The sequence below is a fragment of the Pseudoalteromonas sp. NZS100_1 genome, from assembly GCF_015864285.1.
GTDB lineage: Bacteria > Pseudomonadota > Gammaproteobacteria > Enterobacterales > Alteromonadaceae > Pseudoalteromonas > Pseudoalteromonas arctica.
The window spans coordinates 69586-89890 of the sequence record NZ_JADYXN010000006.1; the positions used below are offsets into that span (position 1 = coordinate 69586).

Annotated in this window: 17 protein-coding genes; 3 read left to right on the top strand and 14 right to left on the bottom strand. The window is 39.7% G+C overall.

The window, feature by feature from the left end; translation table 11 throughout:
* Positions 1 to 22: 22 nt before the first annotated feature.
* From hscB to I6F66_RS06005, 10 genes are all read right to left on the bottom strand, one after another.
* Positions 23 to 550 carry a co-chaperone HscB gene (gene hscB / locus I6F66_RS05960; RefSeq protein WP_007586374.1) on the bottom strand — a complete coding sequence of 176 codons (528 nt, stop codon included), beginning with the start codon at positions 548 to 550 and terminating at the stop codon, positions 23 to 25.
* A gap of 82 nt (positions 551 to 632) precedes the next feature.
* Positions 633 to 956, bottom strand: a complete 324-nt coding sequence (gene iscA, locus I6F66_RS05965; protein WP_007377674.1) for an iron-sulfur cluster assembly protein IscA — start codon at positions 954 to 956, stop codon at positions 633 to 635.
* A gap of 12 nt (positions 957 to 968) precedes the next feature.
* Positions 969 to 1352, bottom strand: coding sequence for a Fe-S cluster assembly scaffold IscU (iscU, locus tag I6F66_RS05970; RefSeq protein WP_007377675.1), 384 nt, complete (start codon positions 1350 to 1352; stop codon positions 969 to 971).
* Between the two features lie 41 nt (positions 1353 to 1393).
* Positions 1394 to 2611, bottom strand: a complete 1218-nt coding sequence (locus I6F66_RS05975) for an IscS subfamily cysteine desulfurase (RefSeq protein WP_002958425.1) — start codon at positions 2609 to 2611, stop codon at positions 1394 to 1396.
* A 24-nt stretch (positions 2612 to 2635) separates the two neighbouring features.
* On the bottom strand, positions 2636 to 3127 hold the full coding sequence (iscR, locus tag I6F66_RS05980; RefSeq protein ID WP_007586371.1) for a Fe-S cluster assembly transcriptional regulator IscR: 492 nt from the start codon (positions 3125 to 3127) through the stop codon (positions 2636 to 2638).
* Between the two features lie 236 nt (positions 3128 to 3363).
* Positions 3364 to 4089: a tRNA (cytosine(32)/uridine(32)-2'-O)-methyltransferase TrmJ gene (gene trmJ, locus I6F66_RS05985; RefSeq protein WP_024589846.1), complete on the bottom strand. Its 726-nt coding sequence runs from the start codon at positions 4087 to 4089 to the stop codon at positions 3364 to 3366.
* 157 nt (positions 4090 to 4246) lie between these two features.
* On the bottom strand, positions 4247 to 5002 hold the full coding sequence (locus I6F66_RS05990; protein WP_010554084.1) for a class I SAM-dependent methyltransferase: 756 nt from the start codon (positions 5000 to 5002) through the stop codon (positions 4247 to 4249).
* A 57-nt stretch (positions 5003 to 5059) separates the two neighbouring features.
* Positions 5060 to 6238, bottom strand: coding sequence for a response regulator transcription factor (locus I6F66_RS05995; protein ID WP_197208926.1), 1179 nt, complete (start codon positions 6236 to 6238; stop codon positions 5060 to 5062).
* Positions 6239 to 6377: 139 nt separating this feature from the next.
* Entirely contained in the window at positions 6378 to 8417 is a 2040-nt protein-coding gene (prlC, locus tag I6F66_RS06000) for an oligopeptidase A (protein WP_197175752.1), read from the bottom strand.
* Between the two features lie 86 nt (positions 8418 to 8503).
* Entirely contained in the window at positions 8504 to 9178 is a 675-nt protein-coding gene (locus tag I6F66_RS06005) for a DUF2461 domain-containing protein (RefSeq protein ID WP_024607404.1), read from the bottom strand.
* Between the two features lie 78 nt (positions 9179 to 9256).
* On the opposite strand from I6F66_RS06005, the gene gorA reads away from it, so the two are divergent.
* From gorA to I6F66_RS06020, 3 genes are all read left to right on the top strand, one after another.
* Positions 9257 to 10618, top strand: a complete 1362-nt coding sequence (gorA, locus tag I6F66_RS06010) for a glutathione-disulfide reductase (protein WP_024589851.1) — start codon at positions 9257 to 9259, stop codon at positions 10616 to 10618.
* Between the two features lie 264 nt (positions 10619 to 10882).
* Entirely contained in the window at positions 10883 to 11515 is a 633-nt protein-coding gene (locus I6F66_RS06015) for a hypothetical protein (RefSeq protein WP_197175754.1), read from the top strand.
* A 107-nt stretch (positions 11516 to 11622) separates the two neighbouring features.
* Positions 11623 to 12459 carry a mechanosensitive ion channel family protein gene (locus I6F66_RS06020; RefSeq protein WP_197175756.1) on the top strand — a complete coding sequence of 279 codons (837 nt, stop codon included), beginning with the start codon at positions 11623 to 11625 and terminating at the stop codon, positions 12457 to 12459.
* 244 nt (positions 12460 to 12703) lie between these two features.
* On the opposite strand, the gene tldD is transcribed toward I6F66_RS06020, so the two are convergent.
* The 4 genes from tldD to rng are packed head-to-tail and all read right to left on the bottom strand — an operon-like array spanning position 12704 to position 20305.
* Positions 12704 to 14143 carry a metalloprotease TldD gene (tldD, locus tag I6F66_RS06025; protein ID WP_197208927.1) on the bottom strand — a complete coding sequence of 480 codons (1440 nt, stop codon included), beginning with the start codon at positions 14141 to 14143 and terminating at the stop codon, positions 12704 to 12706.
* Positions 14140 to 14979 carry a carbon-nitrogen hydrolase family protein gene (locus I6F66_RS06030; RefSeq protein WP_197208928.1) on the bottom strand — a complete coding sequence of 280 codons (840 nt, stop codon included), beginning with the start codon at positions 14977 to 14979 and terminating at the stop codon, positions 14140 to 14142. Before I6F66_RS06030 ends, tldD begins: the two co-directional genes overlap by 4 nt.
* The gene (locus I6F66_RS06035) at positions 14976 to 18833 is read right to left on the bottom strand and encodes a YhdP family protein (protein ID WP_197208929.1); all 3858 of its coding nucleotides are present in this window, start codon (positions 18831 to 18833) and stop codon (positions 14976 to 14978) included. The genes I6F66_RS06030 and I6F66_RS06035 overlap by 4 nt, the downstream gene beginning before the upstream one ends.
* Positions 18833 to 20305: a ribonuclease G gene (gene rng, locus I6F66_RS06040; protein WP_197208930.1), complete on the bottom strand. Its 1473-nt coding sequence runs from the start codon at positions 20303 to 20305 to the stop codon at positions 18833 to 18835. Before rng ends, I6F66_RS06035 begins: the two co-directional genes overlap by 1 nt.

Here is a 20305-nt window from a genome sequence, read left to right on the forward strand (position 1 = left end):
TTGCTCGCTTTGCAGCAAGTAATTAATCGTCAAATAAACTGTCTTCAATACGCTCTAGTTCGTCACGTAACTTATAAACAAACTTCAGTTTACGAATATTATCTGCGGCAAGTTGATATTGCTGCTCATCGTTACTTGCTAGTTGTTCGGCAAGTTGTGCACTGTACTGCGTGTTTAGTTGCTTAATTTGTTTTTCAAAATTTGCAATGGCGGTATCAGGATCGCGCGACGATGTTAGCTCTTCAAGCTCTTCGCGAAGTTCCATTTGCTGCATTAAAAACATTGGATCTTGCAAGGTTTGCTGCTCTGCACGAATATCAACGCCTAGCTCGCTCAGCATATATTCAGCACGTTTTACTGGGTGCTTTAATGTTTGTAGCGCATCGTTAATTTCGGCGGCGCTTTGCACTGCCATTAACTTATCGCGGCTGCTCGCATTCGCGTGGCGATCTGGATGTACAGTACGCTGTAATTCCAAGTAGTGCTTGTTAACCGTTGCTAAATCAATATTGTAATCAACGGGAACTGCAAATAATTCAAAGTAACGCATAACTTCAACCAATAATATTCAGAAATAACAAAGCCCTACATTAACTGGCAGGGCTTATTTATACTACAAAGATATTTTAAGCTTAAACGGTAAAGCTTTCGCCACAACCACACTCATCAGCTTGATTAGGGTTTCTAAATTTAAACCCTTCATTTAAGCCTTCTTTAGTGTAGTCGAGCTCTGTGCCATCGATGTAAACTAAGCTTTTAGCGTCAACAATTAATGTTACACCTTTAGCCGCAAAAGTTTCATCGTCTTCGTTTAAATCGTCAACAAACTCAAGTACATAAGCAAGACCTGAACAGCCCGTCGTTTTAATGCCAACGCGCAGGCCTAAACCTTTACCGCGGTTTGCTAAAAATGATTGTACGCGGTTTGCTGCCGCATCTGTCAATGTCACTGCCATGAGTTTCTCTTCTTACTTCGCTTGTTTGCTTTTGTAGTCTGCAATTGCTGCTTGAATTGCGTCTTCGGCTAAAATTGAACAGTGAATTTTCACTGGTGGTAATTCAAGCTCTGCACTGATATCAGTGTTTTTAATTGTCGCTGCTTCGTCTAGCGTTTTGCCTTTAACCCACTCTGTTACAAGTGAAGATGAAGCAATTGCGCTACCACAACCGTAGGTTTTGAATTTTGCATCTTCAATAACGCCTTCGGCAGATACTTTAATTTGCAATTTCATTACGTCACCACATGCTGGTGCGCCTACCATACCCGTTGCCACTGACGGATCATTCTTATCTAGAGTACCTACGTTACGTGGGTTTTCTACGTGGTCGATTACTTTATCACTATAAGCCATTATTCTATCCTCATTACCTGCTAGGGTATGTGCTCACACTATTAGTGGTGAGCCCATTCAACTGAATCTAAATCAATACCTTCTTGATGCATCTCCCAAAGTGGAGACATCTCACGTAGGCGACCGATAGAGTTTTTCATTAATTCGACGGTGTAATCAATCTCTTCTTCGGTAGTAAAGCGACCAATACTAAAACGAATTGAGCTATGTGCTAATTCGTCGTTACGGCCAAGTGCACGTAATACATAAGAAGGCTCTAAGCTTGCAGATGTACAGGCTGAACCTGACGATACTGCAATGTCTTTTACTGCCATAAGTAACGACTCACCTTCAACAAAGTTAAAGCTGATGTTTACAATGCCAGGTACTGATTGGTCTTGCGTGCCGTTAAAGTATACTTCGTCCATATCAGCCATAATGCCGTCGATTAAACGATTACGTAAGGCGCTGATGTGTGCGTGATCTTTTTCGAAATCTTGCTTAGCAATTTTAAACGCTGTACCCATACCCACTAATTGGTGAGTAGCTAGCGTACCAGAGCGCATACCGCGTTCATGTCCGCCACCGTGCATTTGCGCTTCAAGGCGAGCACGTGGTTTACGACGAACGTAAAGTGCACCAACACCTTTAGGGCCATACACTTTATGTGCAGAGAACGACATAAAATCAACTTTAAGCTGTTGCACGTCGATTAGTACTTTACCCGCGCTTTGCGCTGCATCTACGTGGAACATAATTTTACGTTCGCGACACATTTCGCCAATAGTCGCGATATCTTGAATTACACCTAGCTCGTTATTAACGTGCATAATGCTTACAAGTACTGTGTCGTCACGCATTGTGTCGGCAAGTTTTTGTAAATCAAGTAGGCCGTTTTCTTCAACGTCCATGTAAGTTACTTCAAAACCTTGGCGCTCAAGTTCACGACATGTGTCGATTACAGCTTTGTGCTCAGTTTTAGCGGTAATAACGTGCTTACCTTTTTTCTTGTAAAACTGTGCTGCACCTTTGATAGCAAGGTTATTTGATTCTGTTGCACCCGATGTGAAAACAATTTCACGTGGGTCTGCATTAATTAAATCAGCAATATCTGTACGTGCTTGGTCAACAGCTTCTTCTGCTTGCCAACCAAAACGGTGTGAGCGTGACGCAGGATTACCAAACTTACCGTCCATTGTCAGGCATTGCATCATTTCTTTAGCAACACGTTCGTCAACAGGCGTGGTCGCTGCGTAATCTAAATAAATCGGTAACTTCATTTCTCTCTCCGCTGCAGGTCAACCTTAAAGTTGACAGCTTACTTGAATGTTTTCCAACTGCTTAATTGCATTATTAATACTGTTATCTTGGCGCGATGCTATTTCTTTCACATCTGATTTTTCCACCAATTCAGCAAGGGTAATATTATTCAAAAATTCTTCTATGCGTGCGCTTAGGTCTGACCACAAATTATGTGTTAAACAACGCATACCACTCTGACAGCCGGTATCGGCACCTTGGCAACGTGTTGCATCGACCGATTCGTCTACGGCGCTAATAATATCGCCAACAGAGATAACGCTCGCTTCACGCCCTAGTAAATAACCACCACCAGGTCCACGAACAGAACTTACTAGGCCATTTTTACGTAAACGAGCAAATAATTGTTCAAGGTAAGACAAAGAAATTTCTTGTCTTTGTGAAATATCAGCAAGGGCTACAGGACCTACACCTGTGTGTAGTGCAACATCCAGCATAGCTGTAACGGCATATCTGCCTTTTGATGTTAACTTCATAACGCCCCCTGCACAAAAGAGTGCAAATTTTAATTACCAGAGTAAATTAGTCAAGTATTATCACTTGATAAAAATTTGATTTAGAAACTCTTACTTTTAAATTGTAGAGTTAACAAATTTTCAATACTTGACCTCTTTGGTCAAGTATTACAGCCATTGTAATTACCTGAGTAATTTAGTCAAGTATTAGCGCGTTAATTAGTCTAGGTCTTTTATAACTAATAGCTATACCTAAGTTACTTAGGGATAGCCTTATTAATTGAGGTGAGAATACCGCGTAAAATATTCATTTCAGCATCTTCAGGGTGAGCTCGGTTGAACAAACGGCGCAATTTAGTCATAACTAAACCAGGGTGTTGCTTGATGATAAAACCTGTTTTAAACAACGTGTCTTCAAGGTGATCATAAAACAACTCTGTTTGCTTTGAGCTTGGGTAAACTGCATCGTCTTCTTCAACCTTTTTAGGTTGTTGATTTAAAAATGCCATGCGAGTTTCGTAACTAAGTGTTTGTACGGCCATAGCTAAATTAAGCGAGCTGTACTCTGGATTAGCAGGAATACATACATGGTAATTACAAAGCTGTAATTCTTCATTAGTTAAACCACTGTTTTCACGACCAAATACTAGCGCTACAGGACCATTTACGGCTTCAGCAACGAGCTTTTCACCACATTCACGTGGTTCAACCATTGGCCACGAAAGCGTACGAGAACGCGCACTTGTGCCAATCGTTAATGTACAGTCAGCGATAGCTTCTTCAACGGTACCTACAATAACTGCATTGCCTAAAACATCAGTTGCGCCTGCAGCTAATGCACTTGCTTGGCTGTCTATTTCGCAAGCAGGATCAACTAAATAAAGTTTTGATAAACCCATGGTTTTCATGGCGCGAGCCGCCGAACCAATATTGCCGGAATGTGACGTGTTAACTAAAACAATGCGAATATCATCTAAGATCATTACTGTGCTACTTTGCTATGCCAAAAAATTGCGCAAATTCTAACATGAAAATGTAATAAGATCCTAGATTCAAAAGGCTAGATCCTATGATCAAACCCAATATAACGATTCTTACATGGATAAGTTCTAGGGATATAACGCCTATTTGTTTTGATGCTTAAACCATTGCCGCTTTTACATAGACATCAAAACGGTTCTTTTTGGTTTTGATCTGCATACTTGGGGTTTTTTCGTTTAAGAATGGGGCGTAATCGGGGCGTTTTACAACAACGCGCTTACTGGCAAGTGGATAGGCAAAATCAAGTAGGTCGTCAGCGTCGTTGTCTGCACCAACAAGCTCTTGGAATACGCGCATTTCTTTTTTAACTAATGCTGATTTTTCGCGATGCGGGAACATGGGATCTAAATAAACAACATCAGGCATGCTTTCGCATTGAGAGAGCAAAGTATGACTTGAGCCAAATATTAGGCTCATGTTTTCTTTCATCCACAAACCAATTTCAATATCGCTATAGGCTCGCTTTAAACCATCGTATAAAAGTGCAGCTACAACCGGGTGACGTTCATGTAATATAACTTTGCACCCTAGCGAGGCAAGTACAAAACCATCTCGCCCTAAACCAGCGGTAGCATCAAGTACAACAGGCGTTGCACCTTTATTTAAACCCACCGCTTTGGCAATTGCTTGCCCTTTACCACCGCCAAACTTACGCCTATGGGCGGCAGCACCGGTTACAAAATCAACGTTAATTGCACCTAGCTTAGGCTCGTCGGTTTTAAATAGACTTAACCCTTTATCATCGTAATGTAAGCTAAAGCCACTACAATTTTGCGCCCATTGGGCTAAACCAAAGCGTGTTTCTAATTCATTTAAATAAGGGCGTAACTCTTTAAAAGCACACTGAATAACCACAATAAACTCCGACGATAAAATACGCCTGTAGTATATCAACCGCTTTACTTTAAAGCACTAAAATAGCTCTATATCACTATGATGATTCGTATTGACCTTTGCGGCTTCCGCTTTAGTACGTAAATTGGATATAAGTTCATTGCGGCTTTCGGCAACTTGTTTAAGCTGATATTTGATAAAGGCTAAATCACTATTAGCCGATACAAATAACTGCATTGTTTGATCCAATTGAGATATATATAAAGTGAGATCCGCAGGGTTTGCTTGTGTTTGTTGTAGCTTAATAGCGCAGTCAAGTTCATGTAGCTGCTCTATAAACTCTTTAGTACTTTTGTTTTGCTCTACATTTTGAGTAGTTAACTGCTTAACAATATCTTGAAGGGCTGTACTTATTTGAGCTGCCTGCTCATAACTGCTTTCGCTTCTTTCCATGGTAACAATCTTCTCGTTGGTTACTTCTAATATATGCGGGAACAGATCTTTGTAGCGCCCATACAAAGCATCGTTATCAACGGGCATATTTTTTATCAAAAGGGACACTTTGGGATAATTAATGATAGTGCTGCTACCAATATCAACAAATCGCTGAGCATTTCGATGTTGCTCAAGCAGCTCTTGTTCTAACGGGCAAACACCACTTTGCTGGCTGTAAAAAATACCTTTTCCTTGATACCAAAACACAACCACAACATCTAAATTTAAAGGAGCAAAAAAGGTAAAAAAGTATTCACTCAACGATTGAAAATTATTAACGTGATAACTTTGTCCAACGTAGCGCATTATACGCCCCATATCGCCTGACTCTGTCATTGCCATTTCAGCTGTTTTATTCGCTTTTACTATATCCAATTTTAGTTTTGCGCATTTTTGCCTATATTCGTAAAGTACCTTTATTCGCGCTATTAACTCTTCTGCATTAAAAGGTTTTGTAATGTAATCAGATGCGCCGACGCTATAACCTTTTACCCGATCGCTTAGCTCTATTTTAGATGAGAGAAACATAACGGGAATATCTTGAGTATTTTGACTCTGCTTTATAGTTTTACATACGTCATAACCTGACATACCTGGCATTTCAATATCGAGTAAAATAATATCTGGGTTGTATTTATTGGTTAGCCTTAATCCTTCATCGCCATCTTTTGCATGAATTATTTTACAAAATCCTGCCAAAGACTCTTCAATTATATGATGGACATATTTGTCGTCATCAATTGCCAATACCAACTTTGCCATGCCTTAGTCCATTTTATTAGGTGTGCTAAAAGCATAGTACGGTAGGATGAAATTACTAAAAATTATTAGATAATAATTTTAAAATAATAAAAAAGCGCCATATAGGCGCTTTAATTTGGTTTGTGCTAAATATTAATTTTTAAACAGCAATACCGCTATGGCGTAGTAACGCGTCGACATTTGGCTCACGACCACGGAACTTTTTAAATAATTCCATTGGCTCTTCGCTACCGCCTTTTTCTAAAATATTTTGCATGAAGGCTTGCCCTGTTTCAGCGTTAAAAATACCTTCTTCTTCAAATTTAGAAAATGCATCAGCAGAAAGTACTTCAGCCCATTTATACGAGTAGTAACCTGCACTATAACCACCGGCAAAAATATGGCTAAAACCATTTTGAAAACGGTTAAACTCAGGCGGTTTAACGATTGATGTGCGGCTACGTACATCGTTTAGTACTGCTTGAATTTGGCATTGCTCACCCACTTTGTAATCGTTATGGATTTTAAAATCAAATAACGAAAACTCAATTTGACGTAGCATTTGTACGCCTGAGTTATAGTTTTTAGCCGCTAGTAATTTATCAAGTAGCTCTTTAGGTAACGGCTCACCCGTTTCATAATGACCTGAAATAAAGCTCAGGGCTTCTTCGTCATAACACCAATTTTCTAAAAACTGACTAGGAAGCTCTACCGCATCCCACGCTACACCATTAATGCCAGCCACTGGCGCGGCATCAACTTGTGTAAGCATGTGGTGAATACCATGACCAAACTCATGAAATAAAGTAGTTACTTCGTCATGAGTAAACAGCGCCGGTTTATCGCCAACCGCCTTATTAAAGTTACACACTAAATAAGCCACTGGAGTTTGTAGTTCGCCGTTAGCGCGTACTTTACGACCCATACAGTCGTCCATCCACGCGCCGCCACGTTTGTGGTCGCGTGCATATAAATCGAGATAAAAACGTCCGCGTAGAGTATTGCTACTATCTACAATTTCAAAAAAGCGTACATCTTTGTGATAAGTATCAAAGTCAGTAACTTCTTTTACGCTAATACCAAATAAGCGATTAACGGTTTCGAATAAGCCGCTAAGCACTTTATTTGCTGGGAAGTAAGGACGTAGTACTTCGTCTGAAATTGCATACTTTTCTTGCTTAAGCTTTTCGCTGTAGTAACCAAAATCCCATGCTTCTAATTCAGAAATACCGTGTTTTTGCTCAGCATACGCTTTTAGCTCGGCCACTTCTTGCTCTGCTTGTGGTTTTGATTTAGCTGCTAGGTCTTCTAAAAATGAGAATACTTGTTCTGGTGTTTCGGCCATTTTAGTTGCCAGTGACTTTTCAGCGTAGCTGTTAAACCCTAGTAACTGTGCAAGTTCATGACGAAGCGCAAGCTCCTCACTCATAATGTCAGAGTTATCAAACTCACCGGCGTTAGGGCCTTGATCTGATGCGCGCGTAGAAAACGCGGTGTAAGTTTCTTTGCGTAATTCGCGGTTATCTGCGTAAGCCATTATTGGTAAATATGATGGAAAATCGAGTGTAAATAACCAACCCTCTAATTCTTTACTTTTTGCTGTATCAGCTGCAAGTGCAAGAGCCGATTCTGGCAAGCCTGCTAAATCACTCTCATCAGTAATATGCTTGTGCCAAGCAAGTGTGGCATCCATTACGTTGTTACCAAATTTTGAGGCAAGTTCTGATAAACGCGCGCTAATTTCGCCGTAGCGTTTTTGCTGCTCTGCCGCCAGAGCAATACCCGATAATTTAAAATCGCGTAGCGCATTAGTAATTGTTTTTTGTTGTGCTGTAGTCAGCGTTTTAAATTCGTCACTGTTATAAAGCGTATTATACGCGTTGTATAAACCTTGGTGCTGACCTACAAATGTTGAATATTCAGATATTAACGGTAAGCACTGCTCGTAAGCTTCGCGTAATTCGTCGTTATTCATTACTGAATTTAAATGCGATACAGGGGAGAACATGCGCGATAATTTATCATCGGCTTCTTCAAGGGGTAATACTAAGTCATCCCACGTATACGAGCCTTTAGCTAACACGTCATCAATGGCTTTACGACAAAGCTCGATACCGTCTTTTAGTGCTGGTACTACGTACTCCGGCTTTATTTTTGAAAATGGTGGTAAGCCTTCAAGGCCAATTAATGGGTTGCTCATAAATACTCTCTTTGCGTTAATGCATTACGTTTTAAATTGGGTCTAAAAGTAAAAAAACAACTCAGCCGCTTTTAAGTTGTTTAATTTTAATAAGGTTGCTCTAAAGCAAAACACAAATAACCCATTAATGAGTCGGCCACTTTATAACGTTCTAACACCGTATCAACTAGGTTATTACTGCATATTTGCTTTTGAGTAAGTGGGCTAATGGCTATAAAGTCTTTTCGTTTGAGCTCATCTATTAAGGGGTGCTCTTTTTCAAAACCTCTTGGCGGGCGTTTTAGCGATTCTCCTGACATTTCAAATATAGATTTAAATTGCTCATCATAAATTGCTTTTTTATAGCTATTTGGGTTTTCATCTATGCAGGTTCTAATTGCGTTAAGCGCCTTTGATTCTGGTCGCCAAATACCAGCTCCTACAAAACATTCGTCATTTGCTAAGTGAAAGTAAAAACCCGGGGCATGTACGTCTTTTCCCATAAAATGGCGAAATTGAATCCCTACATTAATTTTATACGGGGTTTTATCTTTACTAAAACGCGCGTCTTTATGGATTCTCATTAAACTACCGCCCACTTTTTTATCTGATGCGACAAAATGGCTAGAAACCTCAGCAAGTGGTGCTTGCATTTGCCTAATGAAATCTAAAGCGGGCTCTCTTACGTATTCCTCGTACTGTGATTTATGGTCGTTAAACCAGTCTCTATTATTGTTTTTATCAAGCTGAGCAAGAAATTCGAATGTTTTTTTACTAAACATAGGTCACCTAAACACTCTTTATTTTTAAAACTTAATGTTATGCTAATGCGCATAAAACTCAACGCCTAAGGACATAAAATGACACAACACTTTGATTATATTGCAATCGGTGGTGGCAGTGGTGGTATTGCCTCTGCAAATAGAGCGGCAATGCGTGGCGCTAAAGTAGCACTTATAGAAGCAAAACACATGGGCGGCACGTGTGTAAACGTGGGCTGTGTACCTAAAAAAGTAATGTGGCACGGTGCTCAGGTTGCTGAAGCAATTAATTTATATGCCCCAGATTACGGCTTTAATGTTGAAGTAAAAGGCTTTGATTGGAGCAAACTAGTAGAAAGCCGTGAAGCCTACATTGGCCGAATTCATAAAGGTTACGACAGTGGCCTTGCTAGCAATGGCGTTACTGTAATTAAAGGCTTTGCTAAATTTGTAGATAATAAAACAGTTGAAGTAAACGGCGAGCACTACACAGCCGATCATATATTAATTGCAGTAGGCGGCCGCCCAAGCATTCCGCATATTGAAGGTGCTGAACACGGTATCGATTCAAATGGTTTCTTTGAGCTAAAAGAGCAACCTAAACGCGTTGCAGTAATAGGCGCAGGCTACATAGCCGTTGAGCTTGCTGGTGTATTACATGGTTTAGGTACTGAGACACATTTATTTGTACGTAAGCATGCCCCACTTCGTAGTTTTGACCCATATATTGTAGATACGCTTGTTGAAGTAATGGCTGCCGAAGGTCCTACTTTACATACTCACTCTGTACCAAATAAATTGGTAAAAGAAGATGATGGCTCTGTAACACTGCATTTAGATAACGGCAAAACTCATAACGTTGATCAAGTTATTTGGGCCATTGGCCGCGAGCCAACAACCAATGCTATTAACGTTGCAGCAGCCGGCGTAGAAGTAAACAGCAGTGGTTTTGTAAAAGTTGATGAGTATCAAAATACCACAGCTAAAAATGTATACGCGGTTGGCGATATCATCGAAAATGGTATTGAACTTACACCGGTAGCAGTAAAAGCAGGCCGTACTTTATCTGAGCGTTTATTTAATAAAGAACTACCAGATGATTTAAAAATGGATTACAGCTTAGTCCCTACTGTTGTATTTAGTCATCCACCTATTGGTACTATTGGTTTGACTGAGCAAGAAGCTATTTCTCAGTACGGCGAAGAAAACGTTAAAATTTACCAATCTGGTTTTACGGCTATGTACACAGCGGTAACTAAACATCGCCAGCCTTGTAAAATGAAACTTGTATGTGCCGGCCCAGACGAAAAAGTAGTTGGCCTACATGGTATTGGTTTTGCGGTTGATGAAATGATTCAAGGTTTTGCCGTTGCCATGAAAATGGGCGCAACTAAAGCTGATTTTGATGCCGTTGTTGCGATTCACCCGACTGGCTCGGAAGAATTTGTAACGATGCGCTAAGCTCTAAGCTCTAAGCGCTCAATTATAAAAAGCCCTTACTAAGTAATTAGTAAGGGCTTTTTAATGCTTGTTATATTTTGCACAACAAACCACTTAAAACGTCACATTAAAAACATCCATTCAACATTAAATAAATATCTAAGCCATTATTTTAACAGCAAAAATTTTAGACCGATAAAAATATTAAAAGTTTAAATTTTGTTTTGGCTTTAAGGCATTTTTACAATTAGAATCTCGCGCATTTATAGTTTCTCTTGGTTATTTATGTTTTTACTGCGATCTTTTATTTATTTATTATGCCTAGCGGGTGTTGCTCATTTAATTCAACTTGAAGGGTTTGAATTAAAACAGTATGCACTTTACAGTGAAGAAACTCTTACCGAACATATGCAAGATGTTTTAACTTCTTTAAGTTGTATTTTATTTTTTTATGCTTCGCGAATTAACTTTCAACTCAAAATACCAGCTGTATTACTAGCTGCGTTATCGGCAATGATGTTTGTGAGAGAGTTTGATACCTACCTCGACTTATACTTTTTTGATGGCGCTTGGCAAAGTATCGTCTATTCAATTTTAGCTGGCGTGTTTGTTTATTTAATAACAAACAAAGGAAGTATTTTTAACGCTTTAAAAGCCTATAGTTTCACTCCTAGTTATGGAATTTGCTTATCAGGCATGGTTACTTTACTCGCATTTTCGCGAATGATGGGCAAAGGCGCATTTTGGCATTCAGTAATGGGTGATGACTATGTACGTGCGGTAAAAAACATTGTTGAAGAAGGTATAGAAACGCTTGGCTATACTTTGATTTTTATTTCAGCCATTGAGCTTGTACTCATATGCCGAAAAAGAATGGCTAAAAATCACAAACATTGCACTGATGAAGTAACTCAATAGCGTTTCTCCATTTTTATTGGTTACTTTTTTTGCACTAAATTTGCTAATTGGTTTAATAAATCAATATACTGAGCCTGTTTTTATCAACTCGCGTTTAATTGGATATTATGACTAAAGATATATTGCTGCATCCGTTTCTTCTTTCAATTGTAATGATCACAATTGCATTTGTACTAAAAGTACTTGTTGATAAGCTGGCTAAAAATCGCGCAGAAAAAAAAGAAAAAGATATTCGTTACATCGCACACAATATTAAGCACTTTATTAATTTTGTAATGATGATATCGCTGCTATTTGTATGGTCTACTGAAATTCAAAACTTTGCACTTTCTATTGCTGCTTTTGCCGTGGCGATTGTACTTGCAACGCGTGAGTTTATTCAGTGTGTAATAGGCTTTTTTTACCTCGTAACAACTCGCCCGTTTAGAGTGGGTGATTGGATACAAGTAGGTGATTACTTTGGTGAAGTAGCTGAAACGGATTGGATAAAAACAACCATGCATGAAATTGATATACATACTTATCAATTTTCAAGAAAAACCATATATATTCCTAATAATAAGCTAATTACCAGCTCTATTAAAAACTTAAACTTTGTAAAACGCTTTGTTACACATCATTTTATTATTGTGCGCAGAGAGAGCTTTAACCCGTATCCTATTCACGACACATTGAATGAGCAAGCTAAACTGTACTGCGAAGAGTTTCAAGAAGTAGCAAGCCGTTATAATTCGATGATTGAGCGTAAACTTGATGCAAAAATATCTGGCCCAGAGCCGGTAATTCACTTTGGTACAACCGATTTAGGTGAATTTAAAGCAAGCTTTACCTTGTTTTGCCCAACAGAAAAAGCGCTTGAGATAGAGCACAAATTAACAGAGTGCTTTTTTGCGTTATGGTATAAAGAGGCTGAAAAAAATAAAGAGGACGAAGGAGAAGCCTAAACCTTGCCTACACAAAGTAAAAATACAAATCGTAGGTGCGAATTTATTTCGCGCTCTATTTCTAAGTCTGTATTTAAAAAGCGAGGTGTAAAACCTCACCTACCCAAAGTAAGAATGCAAATCGTAGGTGCGAATTTACTTCGCGCATAGAGCCCTGCTTAAAAGTAAAAAGCGAGGTGTAAAACCTCACCTACAATAAACATCAAGCACGTAGGTGCGAATTCACTTCGCGCTTGAGTAATACTTAAGCTGTACCACCGACTGTTAACCGATCAATTTTAAGGCTTGGTTGGCCTACGCCTACGGGTACGCTTTGACCATCTTTACCACAAACACCAACACCTTTATCAAGCGCTAAGTCGTTACCAACCATAGATATTTGCTGCATTACTTCTGGGCCGTTACCAATAAGCGTTGCGCCTTTAATTGGTTGGGTAATTTTACCATTTTCGATTAAATACGCTTCTGATGCGCTAAATACAAACTTACCTGAGGTTATATCAACTTGTCCGCCGCCAAAGTTAGGCGCGAATACCCCTTTTTTAACTGAGCTGATAATATCGGCTTGGCTGTGCTCTCCACCTAACATGTAGGTGTTAGTCATGCGAGGCATTGGTAAATGTGCATACGACTCACGGCGTGCGTTACCGGTAGGGCTTACACCCATTAAACGCGCGTTTAGCTTATCTTGCATATAGCCTTTTAAAATACCGTTTTCGATGAGTACGTTGTAAGCGGCTGGTGTGCCTTCGTCATCTACATTAAGTGAGCCACGGCGATCGGCCATTGTGCCATCATCGACAACTGTACACAGCTCAGATGCTACTTTTTGGCCCACTTTACCACTAAACGCAGACGTGCCTTTGCGGTTAAAGTCGCCTTCAAGTCCGTGCCCTACCGCTTCGTGTAAAAGCACGCCAGGCCAACCATTACCAAGTACAACTTCCATCGTGCCTGCAGGGGCATCAATAGCCTCAAGGTTCACTTTAGCTTGGCGTACTGCTTCTTCGGCAAATTCCATCCAACGCGGTTTACCGTCAACAAGTTCTTTAAAGTAACCATAATCTAAACGTGCACCACCGCCTGCTCCACCGCGTTCACGGCGACCATTTTTTTCAAGCAGTACTGAGCAGTTTAAACGAATAAGCGGGCGAATATCGGTGGCAAACGTACCATCACTTGCTGCGATTAATACTTCTTCGTAAACCGCTGACATTGAACTAATTACTTGCTCTGCATCGGGTGCTAGCTCACGAATATAGTTTTCAAGTTCGCGTAATAAGCTCACCTTGTCGGTATCGCTCATACTCGAAATTGGCTGGTGCGGTGCAAACTGCTCTTTAGCTTTAACATCACTAAATACTTTAATCGCTCTATCTTCGCCGGCATCTGCAATACTACGTGCTGCTGTTGCCGCTTTATTTAGCGCTTCGAGGTTTATTGCATCAGAGTAAGAAAAACCTGTTTTTTCGCCGCTTACAGCACGTACACCAACGCCACGTTCAACGTTATAAGAGCCTTCTTTAACTAAGCCGTCTTCAAGCACCCATGATTCGTGGTGGCTTGATTGAAAATATAAATCGGCGTAATCCACTTTATGCTGATGTATGTAAGCGAGCGTTTTTTCGAGCTCTTCTCTATTTAGCTGGCTGTCGTGTAGTAAATGCTGTTCAACCGAATTCATAATAAATGCTCTCTAAATCGTTGATGAGACTGCACGGGCATATCTCGTCTAATTTTTTGTAACTGGTCTAAATCTGCGTTGCAGCTTATAAAACCGGTGCCTGTTGGCAATTCACTCAGGATACTTCCCCAAGGTGAAATAATAATACTGTGGCCATATGTTTGTCGGCCATTTTGATGTGTACCGTACTGAGCTGCTGCAACTACATAACATTGTGTTTCTATTGCGCGAGCTGCTAATAATGGCTGCCAATGCGCTTGTCCTGTGACGACTGTAAATGCACTTGGTACTAAAATAATATCGGCGCCTTGGCGTACTAGTTCATTGAATAAGCCACTAAAGCGCAGATCATAACATACTGTTAAGCCTATTTTACCAAAGGGAGAATCAACCACCACCACATCGCTACCTGCTTGGGTAAAATCTGACTCTCGATAGCTACCTGTTTGATCATCTACGTTTACATCAAATAAATGTATTTTGTTATACGTTGCAACCAGCTCGCCTTGATTATTATATAAGTGCGATGCTGCATAATATTTATGTTCGTTAAATGGCTCAGGCATTGTCCCTGCATTTAACCAAATATTATGGTGTTGGCACAATTCACTAAGTTGTAGTTTGTATCGCTCAACCTGCTTAGCAATGGCTAGCGTGTCGTTGCCACTTTTACTAAACACTAAAAAAGCCTCAGGCAAACAAACAAGTAATGGTCTTGTTGCTGGAAGTGTTTTAAGGGCACGCTTTAAGCTTGCTATGTTGTCATCAGGGTTTACTCCTGAACACATTTGCAGGGCAATTATTGTGGGTTTGCTTAGTATTTCAGTTTTGTTCATTGCGTTACTGTTACTTGTGCATCTTTAAGTTTTAAATCGACTGATACTTGTGGCTGATTTTGCGCAGCTTGAGGTAGCGTAACTTCACGACTTTTTCTGTCGAGTTCTTGAACAATAGGATCGTTCATTTTACCCGTCACTTTAAAGTTGATCTCTGAGATCACGCGCGCAGAATGAATAACTTTATCAATTGCTAAGGCAGCAAGCCCTGTTACTGGGTTTACCATCCATGCAACTATTACAGGAATACTCGAGGTTACCTGCGGCGCTACAGCAAGATCATAATCTATATCAAGCGTGTTTAAATTTGCATAACCTTTAATGGTTAAATCGGCGGGTACGCCGTCCATTTTAGTATCTTTAGTGTAAGCAATACCGTTTTCTAACTGCATAGTGCCTTGCATGCTGTTATAAAAAAAGCCCTTTGAAAACACATCTCTAAAATCAAGTTTCAGCTTGCGTACTAATGAATCAAGGCTCAGTAACGAAAATACGCGTGCCCCGCCATCGCTAACTTCAGTTAAGTGACCTTCTCCTAAATCCCAAGCTATCTCGCCACTTAAAGTTTTCACATCAAAATTGTAAGGGGCTGCTTGCCAAGTAAGATCATAATTTAGATCGGCTTTTGAATCTTTAATCGCAGAGGTTATATCAAACTCGCCAAAAAGAGCGCCTATGTCATCACTTTTAAGCTCGCCACTTAGCGCTGTTAAGCCATTTTGCCACTGCCCTTTAGTGCGCAGTACATGATCGCCTTTATCGACCACAAGTTGTGATATTGATAAACGCTCGCCATCACCCAATAGCGACGCACTCACTTTATCAAGTTGGTAGCGATCTATTTTGCAATCACTACATTCAAACTCAATGGCAGGTATTTTAGTAAGCCAGCTCAAGTCTTTCTCAGGAAGTACATCTGTTATTTCAAGTGCTTGCTCATTGTGCGGTGCAAAATTAAGCCTTAAGTAATCGGCATTAATTCGTATGGGCTGGCTAGGCTGTGATGTAGGAATAAAAACCCCAGCTCTAAGTTCTTTAGCATTTAGCTTTAGGTATAAATCGTCTTTTGATGGTGCTAAACGCATTTCAAAATCATTAAAAATGATGTTACTCGCATCAAGTAAACCTATATTTGCGACCACCTCATTAAGCGGTGGCATAATCCCTTTTGATTCTTGATCTGAGTTTGCTTTACCAGCTTTAATTATTTGATCAATCAGATCAAACCAAGGCACTAGTTCACTCTGTTCAAGATTTATATTTACGCTTAAATCTTTTTGGTTTAATCCTAAATCTTGTTTTCCAAGCACAAAATGGACATTGCTAAACTGTGATTTACCATTTTCTAAAATAGCATTAAAGTAAAACTGTTGATTAGCGTTTGCTGTAATGAGATTAGAAATGTCATCACCTTGTACTATTGCATCAAGCGCCCACACTTGTTCACTATTTTTATTATAAGGTGCAGGTAAGTTACTCGTTAAGCCAAGTAGTTCTGAGTTTACCTGTGCACGGTAATTAAAGCCTTGCTCGGTAAAATTAAGTACTAAGCCAATATCAACATCACTTTGCCCGCTTAAATAATTTTTTAATATACCTTGCCCACTATCTATTAGTGTATCGGCGTCAATTTTGGCGTTTATATCTATGTTTGCTTGGTAATTTTTTTCATCACTTTTACTGCTGTAATTAATAGTTAGCGGCATGCCCAACCATTTCGCAGTCGCATTTTTAAGTGTGATATTGTCGTTTTTAAAATTAAGCTCGCCAGTTAAGTTTTTAAGCTCAATCCCTGGCGTTGCTATAAATACTGGCAAGTCATTTAAATTAACCTTGCCGCTAACACTGGCCCCGCCTTTAAACTTTGAGCCTACTAAAAGCTCAATACTGGCATCGGCTTCGCCTTTGCCCTGCACAACTTTAAAAATTTCAGCAAGAGGTTTGGCAATAGGTGTCGCTGCAAAAAAGTCATGTAACTTTTCCATTTGTGCTTTTTTATCAATTTGCACAATAAGTTCATCAGCATGCATTAAATCTGCAATGCTTACCTGTACACTATTACCAATATCTAAATTAACCAACTTACCTTGCTGGCTATATATGTCCATACGCTCATTATCAAAATGTAGCTGTACGTCAGCATTGGTGACCAAAGGCCAATCAGGATCAAACTCATAGGTTGCGTTATCTATTTGCGCTAATACACCAAACTGGCCACTACCATCGGTGAATGGAAAACCAGATAAAGGTCCTGCAAATAAGACTTGTGCTTTAGATACTTCTCCGCCTTTAATTGCACCATTTAAATAGCTAACGAGCTCAGGGCTCATAGCTTTTAATGGGAAGTAATGACCTGCAATTTTGGCATCTGGGGCGAAGGCTTCAGCGTAAAGATCTAATCGAGGATCATCTGTTAGACTAATTTGTAATTCTGCAGCAACAGTAACTTCATTATTATCAAACCATATATTGTCACTACTTATATGCCAGCCATCATCTCGCTTAGCTAAATCTAGCTCTACATTTAGCTGATTATAATTTATGTCGTTGCTAAAGCTTTCGCCTGTAACTAATGTGCCATTTTCGCCAAATAAATTTATTCGACCACTACTTTGATTAAGTAAACCATTTACTCTAAGTCCTTGTGCTGCAGGTACCGATCTTAATTCTTGCCAACCAATATTGTCAGCCTCAAACCATAATTGCCATTGCTGTGCATTAGAGAAATTTAAATAAGCGTGATCTATTTGCCCACTAGGTTGGCGCTCTAAAAATGGCTCAAGTGCATTAAAGTTACTTAGCCCTGCTAGGTTACTCAGTAATTCAAAATCAACTTGATGGAGCCACACTTCATTTTTCGCCCCTAGTTGAGCTTCAAACTCTAAACTTGGCCATGCTTTATCGTTACTATTAAATGTTAAACCTGTGCTTTTTAAGTGCCAGCTATTTTGCTCGGGATATAGATGGAATCCACCTTCACTCAAGCTAACTTGTTGGCTTTGCTCTTCTCGCTGCCAACGCACAAAGCTTGGTAGCCACTGCATTTTTATATCGCTTACAAAACCTTTATCTAGCTTTAACCATGCTTGTAAATTAATGTCGCTATGCAGTTGTTGTTTTTCGGTATTAATATATTGTGCAAACCAGTTAGATACATCGACCTTATTTGCTTGCACATAAATGTCGCCCGCAACTTGCTCTAAGGTATCGCCAGTGAGTGCTATGCGCGCGTCAAAATCACCGACCGAAATACCCGGCAATGCTAAGCTACCACTGCCAAGATGCTGCTCATCGTCATTTTGCCAAACAATATTTTTAAGGAGTAACTTACGTTCTTTACCGTCTTCTAAAATAAAGTTAATACTAGAGTTTTCTATTGCAAAGTGACCTGTTTTACCTAAAAACAACTCTTCTATTAACTCTTTTTGTTCAAAAGAGACTTCGTCGTTATCACCGGTTTTAAACAAGTTGGTAATATTTACACTGGTATGAAAACCATTAATAACAAAATAATTGGATTTAAATTGCAGTGCTTTTAAGCTTTCCCATAAGTTTAGCTCTAAGCTGGTTTTGGCAATGGTGAGTGATATTGGCGCGGTTTCGTTATCTTTAAACGATAAATTCTCTAGTACTAATGCAGGACCACTGCCCTGCCAACTTGCTGATATTTCACCTATAGATAAGCTTATTTCAAACTTTTCGTGTAAATAGCTTTCTATATTACCTTTGTATTCGTTTGCATACGGGAGGGTATATTTTAAAATTGAAACAATAACGGCCAGTAATACCAAAATTATGGCGCAGGTCTGCCATAACTTTCTAAAACAAAAAAAACAGACCGCTTTTGCTTTCATTACATCATTACCACATCAAACTGTTCTTGGCTGTATAAGCTCTCTGTTTGAATATTGACTTGCTTACCAATAAATAGTTCAAGCTCGGCAAGGTTATGGTACTCGTCGTTTAGTAGGGCTTCGCTCACAGCAGGCGCTGCATATACCATAAACTTATCGGCAGCGTATGCTCGGTTAACACGCACTATTTCACGTAGTATTTCGTAGCACACTGTTTCAACTGTTTTTTGCGAACCACGACCAGAACACGCTGGACATACATCACATAAAATATGCTCTAAGCTTTCGCGTGTACGTTTACGCGTCATTTCAACAAGCCCAAGTGCTGAAAGCCCATTGATATTCGTTTTAGTGCGATCTTTAGCAAGTGCTGATTCAAGTGAATGTAATACTCGGCGCTTATGATCCTCACTTACCATATCGATAAAGTCGATAATGATAATACCGCCTAAATTACGCAGCCTAAGCTGGCGAGCAATTGCAGAGGTTGCTTCTACGTTGGTATTAAAAATCGTTTCTTCTAAATTACGATGCCCTACAAATGCACCAGTATTTACATCAACAGTCGTCATCGCTTCTGTTTGATCAATAATTATATAACCACCGGATTTTAGCGTAACTTTACGATGTAGTGCTTTTTGAATTTCGTTTTCAACGTCAAACAAATCAAATATAGGTCGCTCACCAGGATAATACTCAAGTACTTGAGAAAGCTGCGGAACAAACTCTTCTGTAAATAATTTTAGTTCTTCATAGCTAAGCTTAGAGTCAACGCGAATTCTCTCCATATCTTCGCCTACGTAGTCACGTAGGGTTCTAAAGGCAAGCGTTAAATCTTCGTGGAGAATACTCGCTTTACTGGTTTTTCTACGGCGAGCTGTAATTTTTTCCCATAATTTTCTTAAGAAACCGGCATCGTGTCGTAATTCAGCTTCGCTAGCGCCTTCTGCAGCAGTACGTACAATAAAGCTGCCATTTTCGTCACCATACTCTGCGACTATTTTTTTAAGGCGTGAGCGTTCTTCTTCAGTTTCAATACGCTGACTAACCCCGACATGGGTCGCATCTGGCATAAATACTAAATAGCGAGAAGGTATCGTTATATCAGTGGTGAGTCTTGCGCCTTTAGTGCCTAGCGGATCTTTTACCACTTGCACCATAATGTATTGGCCTTGACGAACTAACTCTCTAATATCTTGTACTTTTTTTATTGGTACGTCGTCTACGCCTTCAACAATAGAGGCACTATTTACAATATCGGATGCATGCAAAAATGCGGCTTTTTCTAGGCCGATATCAACAAAAGCAGCCTGCATACCCGGAAGTACACGGCTTATTTTTCCTAGATAAATATTGCCTACAATACCTAGATTACCAATTCGCTCTAGCTGTATTTCTTGTAGTACACCGTTTTCTATTAGGGCAACACGGCTTTCGCTCGGTGTGACATTGATCAGTAATTCTGTACTCAT

Excerpts from the sequence above, each read along its gene's own strand:
- tldD (WP_197208927.1), bottom strand. The coding sequence starts at position 14,143 with ATGAATTCGGTTGAACAGCATTTACTACACGACAGCCAGCTAAATAGA.
- rng (WP_197208930.1), bottom strand. The coding sequence starts at position 20,305 with ATGAGTACAGAATTACTGATCAATGTCACACCGAGCGAAAGCCGTGTT.
- I6F66_RS05975 (WP_002958425.1), bottom strand. The coding sequence starts at position 2,611 with ATGAAGTTACCGATTTATTTAGATTACGCAGCGACCACGCCTGTTGAC.
- I6F66_RS06005 (WP_024607404.1), bottom strand. The coding sequence starts at position 9,178 with ATGTTTAGTAAAAAAACATTCGAATTTCTTGCTCAGCTTGATAAAAAC.
- hscB (WP_007586374.1), bottom strand. The coding sequence starts at position 550 with ATGCGTTACTTTGAATTATTTGCAGTTCCCGTTGATTACAATATTGAT.
- I6F66_RS06035 (WP_197208929.1), bottom strand. The coding sequence starts at position 18,833 with ATGAAAGCAAAAGCGGTCTGTTTTTTTTGTTTTAGAAAGTTATGGCAG.
- trmJ (WP_024589846.1), bottom strand. The coding sequence starts at position 4,089 with ATGATCTTAGATGATATTCGCATTGTTTTAGTTAACACGTCACATTCC.
- I6F66_RS06015 (WP_197175754.1), top strand. The coding sequence starts at position 10,883 with ATGTTTTTACTGCGATCTTTTATTTATTTATTATGCCTAGCGGGTGTT.
- iscA (WP_007377674.1), bottom strand. The coding sequence starts at position 956 with ATGGCAGTGACATTGACAGATGCGGCAGCAAACCGCGTACAATCATTT.
- prlC (WP_197175752.1), bottom strand. The coding sequence starts at position 8,417 with ATGAGCAACCCATTAATTGGCCTTGAAGGCTTACCACCATTTTCAAAA.
- I6F66_RS06020 (WP_197175756.1), top strand. The coding sequence starts at position 11,623 with ATGACTAAAGATATATTGCTGCATCCGTTTCTTCTTTCAATTGTAATG.
- I6F66_RS05995 (WP_197208926.1), bottom strand. The coding sequence starts at position 6,238 with ATGGCAAAGTTGGTATTGGCAATTGATGACGACAAATATGTCCATCAT.
- gorA (WP_024589851.1), top strand. The coding sequence starts at position 9,257 with ATGACACAACACTTTGATTATATTGCAATCGGTGGTGGCAGTGGTGGT.
- iscU (WP_007377675.1), bottom strand. The coding sequence starts at position 1,352 with ATGGCTTATAGTGATAAAGTAATCGACCACGTAGAAAACCCACGTAAC.
- I6F66_RS06030 (WP_197208928.1), bottom strand. The coding sequence starts at position 14,979 with ATGAACAAAACTGAAATACTAAGCAAACCCACAATAATTGCCCTGCAA.
- iscR (WP_007586371.1), bottom strand. The coding sequence starts at position 3,127 with ATGAAGTTAACATCAAAAGGCAGATATGCCGTTACAGCTATGCTGGAT.